This is a genomic window from Microcoleus sp. BM001215392, from assembly GCF_036700185.1.
Classification (GTDB): domain Bacteria; phylum Cyanobacteriota; class Cyanobacteriia; order Cyanobacteriales; family Microcoleaceae; genus Microcoleus.
Genome location: NZ_JAUBOJ010000385.1, coordinates 1 through 7,053, shown reverse-complemented (window position 1 = coordinate 7,053; position 7,053 = coordinate 1). Strand labels below are relative to the sequence as shown.

The 7,053-nt window shown below is 47.2% G+C and carries 11 protein-coding genes and 1 pseudogene; 8 read left to right on the top strand and 4 right to left on the bottom strand.

From position 1 onward, the window contains the following. The first annotated feature begins 225 nt into the window (after window positions 1-225). The 3 genes from QT974_RS28585 to QT974_RS28575 all read left to right on the top strand — a co-directional run bounded on the left by QT974_RS28585 (window position 226) and on the right by QT974_RS28575 (window position 2,412). Window positions 226-1,734 (top strand): UbiD family decarboxylase, encoded by a 1,509-nt coding sequence (locus tag QT974_RS28585; RefSeq protein ID WP_333471770.1) that lies wholly within the window; start codon window positions 226-228, stop codon window positions 1,732-1,734. A gap of 157 nt (window positions 1,735-1,891) precedes the next feature. Then, on the top strand, window positions 1,892-2,179 hold the full coding sequence (locus QT974_RS28580) for a type II toxin-antitoxin system HigB family toxin (RefSeq protein ID WP_333471769.1): 288 nt from the start codon (window positions 1,892-1,894) through the stop codon (window positions 2,177-2,179). Beyond that, window positions 2,176-2,412 carry a hypothetical protein gene (locus QT974_RS28575; RefSeq protein ID WP_333471768.1) on the top strand — a complete coding sequence of 79 codons (237 nt, stop codon included), beginning with the start codon at window positions 2,176-2,178 and terminating at the stop codon, window positions 2,410-2,412. The genes QT974_RS28580 and QT974_RS28575 overlap by 4 nt, the downstream gene beginning before the upstream one ends. A 1-nt stretch (window position 2,413) precedes the next feature. On the opposite strand, the gene QT974_RS28570 is transcribed toward QT974_RS28575, so the two are convergent. Continuing rightward, a complete protein-coding gene (locus QT974_RS28570; protein ID WP_333471767.1) occupies window positions 2,414-2,557 on the bottom strand; it encodes a hypothetical protein in 144 nt (47 codons plus the stop codon). Window positions 2,558-2,603: 46 nt separating this feature from the next. On the opposite strand from QT974_RS28570, the gene QT974_RS34860 reads away from it, so the two are divergent. Both QT974_RS34860 and QT974_RS28565 read left to right on the top strand, forming a co-directional pair. Next, window positions 2,604-2,837: a DUF6888 family protein gene (locus QT974_RS34860; protein WP_442933219.1), complete on the top strand. Its 234-nt coding sequence runs from the start codon at window positions 2,604-2,606 to the stop codon at window positions 2,835-2,837. Beyond that, window positions 2,821-3,318 (top strand): DUF6887 family protein, encoded by a 498-nt coding sequence (locus tag QT974_RS28565; protein ID WP_333471766.1) that lies wholly within the window; start codon window positions 2,821-2,823, stop codon window positions 3,316-3,318. Before QT974_RS34860 ends, QT974_RS28565 begins: the two co-directional genes overlap by 17 nt. 400 nt (window positions 3,319-3,718) lie before the next feature. On the opposite strand, the gene QT974_RS28560 is transcribed toward QT974_RS28565, so the two are convergent. Next, on the bottom strand, window positions 3,719-3,931 hold the full coding sequence (locus QT974_RS28560; RefSeq protein WP_293220158.1) for a helix-turn-helix domain-containing protein: 213 nt from the start codon (window positions 3,929-3,931) through the stop codon (window positions 3,719-3,721). 130 nt (window positions 3,932-4,061) lie between these two features. Here QT974_RS28560 and QT974_RS28555 point away from each other — a divergent pair, with 130 nt between their 5' ends. Both QT974_RS28555 and QT974_RS28550 read left to right on the top strand, forming a co-directional pair. Further along, window positions 4,062-4,304, top strand: coding sequence for a hypothetical protein (locus tag QT974_RS28555; RefSeq protein WP_333471765.1), 243 nt, complete (start codon window positions 4,062-4,064; stop codon window positions 4,302-4,304). A gap of 111 nt (window positions 4,305-4,415) precedes the next feature. Beyond that, the gene (locus QT974_RS28550) at window positions 4,416-5,219 is read left to right on the top strand and encodes a DUF4058 family protein (RefSeq protein WP_333471764.1); all 804 of its coding nucleotides are present in this window, start codon (window positions 4,416-4,418) and stop codon (window positions 5,217-5,219) included. A gap of 53 nt (window positions 5,220-5,272) precedes the next feature. Here the strand turns inward: QT974_RS28550 and QT974_RS28545 are convergent, their stop codons facing one another. Together QT974_RS28545 and QT974_RS28540 are read right to left on the bottom strand one after the other, a co-directional pair. Then, complete coding sequence (locus QT974_RS28545) at window positions 5,273-5,971, bottom strand: energy-coupling factor ABC transporter ATP-binding protein (protein ID WP_333471763.1); 699 nt, start codon at window positions 5,969-5,971, stop codon at window positions 5,273-5,275. Then, entirely contained in the window at window positions 5,968-6,246 is a 279-nt protein-coding gene (locus QT974_RS28540; RefSeq protein WP_333471762.1) for a hypothetical protein, read from the bottom strand. The genes QT974_RS28545 and QT974_RS28540 overlap by 4 nt, the downstream gene beginning before the upstream one ends. Window positions 6,247-6,557: 311 nt before the next feature. On the opposite strand from QT974_RS28540, the pseudogene QT974_RS28535 reads away from it, so the two are divergent. Next, a pseudogene (locus QT974_RS28535) lies at window positions 6,558-7,053 on the top strand (photosystem II D2 protein (photosystem q(a) protein)); the annotation flags it as partial.

Sequence of the window (7,053 nt, the reverse complement as noted above, 5' to 3'; positions counted from 1 at the left end):
GTCTGATTTTAATTGATCCCGATCGGGCGGGCGGGCTTTCAACCAATTCTTTCTGATAAAAAGCAGCTTATTTTCTTTACACCTGGCTTGTTCCGATTCTTGGTTTTTGTAAACTTAGTTTCAAGGGCCGTCTACGTTTCAGGCTTTCGGCGTATTTGCGACTCGATCGCAAACAGCCCGACGGCCCTCATAATAAATAGATAACGTTAACAAATCTTAAAAAAAATGGCTAGAGACTTGCGAGGCTTCCTCAAACTGCTAGAAGACAGAGGACAACTGCGCCGGATCAGCGCTTTAGTCGATTCCGACCTCGAAATTGCTGAAATTTCCAACCAAATGCTGGTCAAAGGCGGCCCCGGATTGCTGTTTGAGAACGTCAAAGGGGCAGAATTCCCCGTCGCGATTAACCTGTTGGGTACCGAAGAACGGGTTTGCTGGGCGATGAACATGGAAAAGCCGATCGAACTTGAAGAACTCGGCAAAAAATTAGGTATGCTACAACAGCCCAAACCGCCGAAAAAGATTTCCCAAGCTATAGAATTCGGCAAAGTCCTGTTCGACGTAGTGAAAGCCAAACCAAGTCGCGACTTCTTCCCAGCTTGTCAGCAAGTGGTATTTGAGGGAGAAGGCGTCGATTTGAACAAAATCCCGATGATTCGCCCCTATCCGGGAGATGCGGGCAAAATTATCACCCTCGGTTTGGTAATTACCAAGGATTGCGAAACGGGTACCCCGAATGTGGGCGTTTATCGGTTGCAGTTGCAGTCAAAAAACACGATGACTGTACACTGGTTATCTGTCCGTGGCGGCGCGCGGCACTTGCGGAAAGCTGCACAAGCTGGTAAAAAGTTGGAAGTTGCGATCGCCCTGGGAGTTGACCCGCTAATCATCCTCGCAGCGGCAACCCCAATTCCCGTAGACTTGTCGGAATGGTTATTTGCGGGACTTTACGGCGGTTCCGGCGTAAGTTTAGCGAAGTGCAAAACCGTAGATTTAGAAGTACCCGCAGACTCGGAAATCGTATTAGAAGGAACGATTACACCGGGGGAAATGTTACCCGACGGGCCTTTTGGCGACCACATGGGTTATTACGGCGGCGTGGAAGATTCGCCCTTGGTACGATTCAATTGCATGACGCACCGCAAAGACCCGATTTATTTAACCACATTTAGCGGCCGCCCGCCCAAAGAAGAAGCGATGATGGCGATCGCCCTAAATCGCATTTATACTCCTATTTTGCGGCAGCAAGTATCGGAAATAGTCGATTTCTTCCTACCGATGGAAGCCCTGAGTTACAAAGCTGCAATTATCTCGATCGATAAAGCATATCCCGGTCAAGCGCGCAGGGCTGCTTTAGCATTTTGGAGTGCATTGCCGCAGTTTACTTACACCAAGTTTGTGATTGTTGTCGATAAAAGTATCAACATTCGCGACCCGCGTCAAGTCGTGTGGGCAATTAGTTCTAAAGTTGACCCAGTTCGAGATGTATTTATTTTGCCAAATACGCCCTTTGATAGTTTGGATTTTGCCAGTGAAAAGATTGGTTTAGGCGGCAGAATGGGAATTGATGCTACTACGAAGATGCCGCCGGAAACCGATCACGAATGGGGGGAACCTTTGGAATCCGATCCTGATATGACGGCGATGGTTCAGCGGCGTTGGGCTGAGTATGGATTGGCAGATTTGAATTTGGGAGAAGTCGATCCGAATTTGTTTGGATATGAGATGAAGTAAGGGAAACGGCAGTGCCGTTTCCGGCGCGGGGAGGAGGGGAGAGTGAGAATTTCTCCCTTTTTTTCTGGAATTTGATAAACTGGAATTACTCAAAGCGTATATGTCATGCTGAGTAAAACGCCAAGAATTAAAGAGGAGGAGGCATGAGCAAATTAATATGCACATAATTACCCGCAAACGGCTTAATGAGTTTGCTAAACTTCATCCAGATACACAAAATTCCTTGGTTCAGTGGTACAAACTTGTCAAACAAAATGAATTTGCGACCTTCGTTGAACTCCGCGAACTATTTCCATCGGCAGATCGAGTAGGGAAATTGACTGTATTCAACATAGGAGGAAATAAAGTTAGACTCATTGCTGCTATTCATTACAATCGGAATAAAATCTACATTCGAGCTGTATTAACTCACGCAGAATATGATGAAGAGAGGTGGAAAGAATGATGCAAAATCTTGATATAGATCGAACAATTGCTGCTTGGTCATCTATTTCTAAAACGGTTTTTGTCCCTGGCACGGAAGAAGAATACGAGCATTTAGTCCAGCTTCTAGATAGCCTAATCGATCAAGTGGGCGAGGATGAAAGCCATCCTCTTGCTTCGATGATGGATGTTATTGGTGTTTTAATAGAAAACTATGAAGCTGAATATATTGCTGAGTTAGAAGAGGTTGCGTAACCTAGTATTCCACATTGCGGATTACTAATCGAGAAAGGGATTGAAGATTTTTGCGATTTTTAGAATTTGCGATCGCACTAATTCGATCGGGACTTATGCACTCCGACAAAGAAACCGGGTTTTTACCGAGTCTTGGCGCTGTCACGAATCTTATCCAAAAAACCCGGTTTCTGGCTTCCTATACGTAGGCTATATTATATCCTAAAGTTTGTGCCACAATTGAGGAACGATCGATTAATCCTACTGACGAACAAGCCCAAACCTGTCTGCGCGTGTGCCAGATGTTGTCTAACTGCTACCGAGACATCCAACTATTCCGTTTTAACCCACGAAGTCGCGAAGTTTACATTTTTGCAGGCGAAGAATTGCAAATTAGAGTATTCCCCTCTGGAGACTGGAGTTTTATAAATGAAACCGAACTTTAAAGAAATGAGCGTTCCCGATCTCAGGAAATATGTCCTAACGCACCGGGACGATATGGAGGCTATTGAGGCATTATTTCACCATCCGAGTCTGAAGTGGACAACGATGCCTCCCTTAGTGACTGGCGATGGTATGCCAATTGAAGAAAATATTCAGCTTGCGGAGGAGGAAATAAGGAAAAGAGTTGAAATTTCTAACGAAAAACAACAACAAAGGGAAAAAGCACGGGATGATGAGTTACGCGAAAAATTAGAACGGGAAATTGAGGCAAAACTTCGATCGCAAATTGAATTGGAAGTGGAACAGAAGTTGCAGGAAAACTTAGAAAAAGAAATTGAATATCTGATAAGGGCGATCGCAGATTTTTTAGCATCAACTAGCGGGTTTTCATCAAGACTGGCAGGGCCGATTCCCTACGGGATAGCTACGCTTCACGCACTTTTGGCGATCGAGAAAGGGATTGAAGATTTTGGCGATTTTTAGAAAGGGCGATCGAAATTTGCGCGCTTCGTCAGAGAAACCGGGTTTTTACCGAGTTTGCAGGCTGTAACGAAGTATTCCCGCAAAAACCCGGTTTCTGGCCACCCGTGCGTCAGTCTTATTCTGGAGTTGAAGATATTTAAGGTTATGTCCAGATTCCGGCAGGGGTTTAAACCCCTGCCTCATAGCGAAAGTCCACGCTTTGTGGACTGAAGAAAGGAACGATTCAAACAATTTTAAACAAGATTGAAGAAAGGAGCGATCGCAAATTGAAAAAGAATTGAAGCTGAAATCGAGATCCCTTTCAGTCGTCTTCAGACGACTTGCGCTATGAGACGGGGGTTTAAACCCCCGACGGACTGTGGCAACAAACGCAAAAAACCCGCGCGATGGACAAATCAGTTTACTGTTCCAAAATCTCAACTAAATCCTCGATCGCAATATCGAACGCACGGGCTAATTTGTTCAAAGCCGTATAATCTACAGTTGCCAACTTGGGAGAATGGGCATAGCTTCTAACCGTACTGTAAGGAATGCCCGATCGCTCAGAAACCTCTTTAAGCGTCCAACCCTTCTCTTCCGCTAGTTCTCGAACCCGCAACCTAATTAGCCCCATCTTGCACTTGACAGTCGATACGAACGTATCATAAGATGAATATTATCAAATTAGCGATCGCCCTCCGACCTGAGAAATCAAGAGCGATCGCCTTTCATTCACCACCCACAAAAGTGGGAAGGATTTTCCTATGATACCAAAACAATCGACATATCGCGATCGACTTCAACCGTGGCATCTAATTCGCCACCTCCCCAACTGTCAGCGGTTAACAGTCGCCCGTTTCGCCCGCCGCCGCGATGCCGAATCTTACCTAAATGCGCTGCGCCGCTTAATGCCGACAGTCCCGCATACAATTGTGTTCGTAAATGCGGTGTCTGTGTTGGATGAAAACAGCGTTCCAATTCCGGCACAATTGGCGATCAAAGTTTAATGCGATCGAACTGATATCTTGCATTTGTTGCGATATTCCGGCGGGGATTTAAACCCCCGACGGACTAATTTTGCTAAACTGTAAATAGACTTGAGTCAAGGAGTCAAATCAATGCCATCTCCCTTTCCCGGTATGGACCCGTATTTAGAGCATCCCGAACTATGGCCGGCCCTACACCACTTGTTAATTAGTGAAATTTTTAGATTTTTGTCTCCCCAACTGCGCCCTAAGTATTTAGTTTCGTTGGAAGTGAGAATCTATGAAACGGCTGACGACAATTTATCAATTGGCATTCCTGATGTAAATGTAATTCAGCCAAAAACCAAAACCGAATTAATCACATCAAACGTAGCTGTTGCAGAGCCACCAACACAACCATTGACAGTAAATATTCCCATGCCCTACCAGGTTCGGGAAGGCTATTTAGAAATTAGAGAAAGGGGAAACGAAGAATTGATTACAGTTATTGAAATCCTATCGCCTAGCAATAAGCGCACAGGAAAAGGACGACAAATGTACGAAGAAAAGAGAGAAGAAATTTTAGGTAGCCGCACTCATTTAATAGAAATAGATTTATTGCGGCGCGGTCAAAAAATGCCAATCATTGGCAATAATGTGGAAAGCCACTATAGCGTTTTGGTGTGTCGGGGAAATCGCCGTCCCAGAGCAGATTTGTACGCTTTTAACGTGCAGAATCCGATGCCAGCTTTTCCTCTCCCACTGCGATCGGACGACATCGAACCTATCATCGATTTGCAGGAATTATTCACTCAAATTTACGACATCGCCAGTTATGACCTGAAGATAGATTATCGCAACTGGGAAGTCATACCAGCGCTGTCGGAAGCCGATACAATTTGGGCAAATGCTTGGTTGCGCGAGGATTCCGAGATTGATTTTTTGATGGTGCTATAGCGATTATTTCGGGGTAGGGAAACGGTATTGTCGTGTCCTCCGTTGCTTAACAGCTAAACATCGGAATTTTGCATCAACCGCTGCTTCAAACGCGCCGGATCTCCGCGATCGACAACTTGGCCCTTCTCCAACAAAAAAGCCCCATCGCAGTAATTCAACTCATCCAAACGGTGAGTCACCCACAAAGCCGTAATCCCGCGATCCTTCACCAACCGCTGCACCGCCGCCACCAAATCCAACTGCGAATCAGGATCTAACAAAGCCGTAGGTTCATCCAACAGCAAAATTTCACAGTGACGGGCGATCGCACCCGCAAGCGCAATCCGCTGTTTCTGCCCCCCACTCAAAGCATAGATCGGCCGCCGCTGCAAATCCAGCAAATTCACAGCCTCCAAAGCCTCAGCTACCCTCGCCCGCACCTGAAGGTTAGAAAGCTTTTCCTCCACCAAACCAAAAGCCACATCCGCACCCACCGTCGGCATCACCAACTGGTGATCCGGGTTTTGAAACACAAAACCCACCCGCCCAGCCAGGTCAATTTCGCCCGACTGGGGGTGCAGCAGCCCAGCCATCAGCCTCAGCAGCGTAGATTTGCCGCTGCCGTTAGTACCCAAGAGCATCCAAAACTCGCCCTTGGGTACATCGAGAGAGCAACCTTGCAAAACTCGATCGCCCGACGGCCAGCAAAAACCCAAATCCCGCACAGCAACGGCTGACTGGCTCATCTCGGCATCAACACCCCCAGCCCTCATTCCGCCGTCGCCGCCGACATCGAGACAAAACCCGGGGATCTGCCCGTAGATGAAGTCCCCGATTTCTGAGAAACCACCACCCCAGAAATCTCGCTGCTGAGCACAGCGACCTTTTTCTCAGAATTTTTCTCGCAGGTGAGTTCCAAAATTTGCGGTTGGGAGTTGCGAATCGCCTCCAGAACCTGCTGGTAAACAGTCACAGCGTCCTCTTCCAACTTCCGCTGCACCGAAAGCGAGACGGGCGTGTTCTTTACAATGATGTCAATGCTGAACATATAGTCTTAAAAACCTAACTTTGGAGCTCTATCTTCAGTATATATAGTAGAAGTTCCGAAATGCCGACGATGAACTTTGGGGGCTTCCGGGGCTTCCCGGACTCCCGAGACTCAGGGAATCACTGACGATCCGGAAAAATTATTAAGAAATGCTTGCTCTTGTAAAGAATTACCCCTATAATCGTGATTACGGTAAAGAAAAGTAAAGTCTGTTCATAATCCAACTTGTTTTCTGCTTAGCACAGGTAACAGTTGGAGAATCTGACTAGACACAGATCCGTTGTAATTATATCTATTTGGAGATTTGCGTAATGACAATCGCAGTCGGACGCGCCCAGACCGAAAGAGGCATCTTTGATGTACTCGACGACTGGCTCAAACGCGACCGTTTCGTTTTCGTAGGTTGGTCTGGTATCTTGCTATTCCCCTGCGCCTACATGGCGATCGGTGGCTGGTTGACAGGAACCACCTTCGTTACATCCTGGTACACCCACGGTTTGGCAAGCTCCTACCTCGAAGGAGCCAACTTCCTCACCGTAGCAGTCTCCACCCCAGCCAACAGCCTCGGACACTCCCTCCTATTCCTGTGGGGCCCCGAAGCACAGTGGGACTTTACCCGCTGGTTCCAGCTCGGCGGACTGTGGGCATTTGTCGCCCTCCACGGCGCTTTCGCACTGATCGGGTTCTGCCTGCGTCAGATCGAAATCTCCCGTTTAGTCGGCATCCGCCCCTACAACGCCCTAGCATTCACCGGCCCTATAGCCGTGTTTGTATCGGTGTTCCTGCTTTACCCCTTGGGTCAATCAG

What these genes read in the sequence shown, in the direction of transcription:
- QT974_RS28545 (WP_333471763.1), bottom strand. Translation starts at nt 5,971, where the DNA reads ATGAGGGCTGGGGGTGTTGATGCCGAGATGAGCCAGTCAGCCGTTGCT.
- QT974_RS28565 (WP_333471766.1), top strand. Translation starts at nt 2,821, where the DNA reads ATGAAACCGAACTTTAAAGAAATGAGCGTTCCCGATCTCAGGAAATAT.
- QT974_RS28580 (WP_333471769.1), top strand. Translation starts at nt 1,892, where the DNA reads ATGCACATAATTACCCGCAAACGGCTTAATGAGTTTGCTAAACTTCAT.
- QT974_RS28555 (WP_333471765.1), top strand. Translation starts at nt 4,062, where the DNA reads ATGATACCAAAACAATCGACATATCGCGATCGACTTCAACCGTGGCAT.
- QT974_RS28550 (WP_333471764.1), top strand. Translation starts at nt 4,416, where the DNA reads ATGCCATCTCCCTTTCCCGGTATGGACCCGTATTTAGAGCATCCCGAA.
- QT974_RS28585 (WP_333471770.1), top strand. Translation starts at nt 226, where the DNA reads ATGGCTAGAGACTTGCGAGGCTTCCTCAAACTGCTAGAAGACAGAGGA.
- QT974_RS28575 (WP_333471768.1), top strand. Translation starts at nt 2,176, where the DNA reads ATGATGCAAAATCTTGATATAGATCGAACAATTGCTGCTTGGTCATCT.
- QT974_RS28560 (WP_293220158.1), bottom strand. Translation starts at nt 3,931, where the DNA reads ATGGGGCTAATTAGGTTGCGGGTTCGAGAACTAGCGGAAGAGAAGGGT.
- QT974_RS28540 (WP_333471762.1), bottom strand. Translation starts at nt 6,246, where the DNA reads ATGTTCAGCATTGACATCATTGTAAAGAACACGCCCGTCTCGCTTTCG.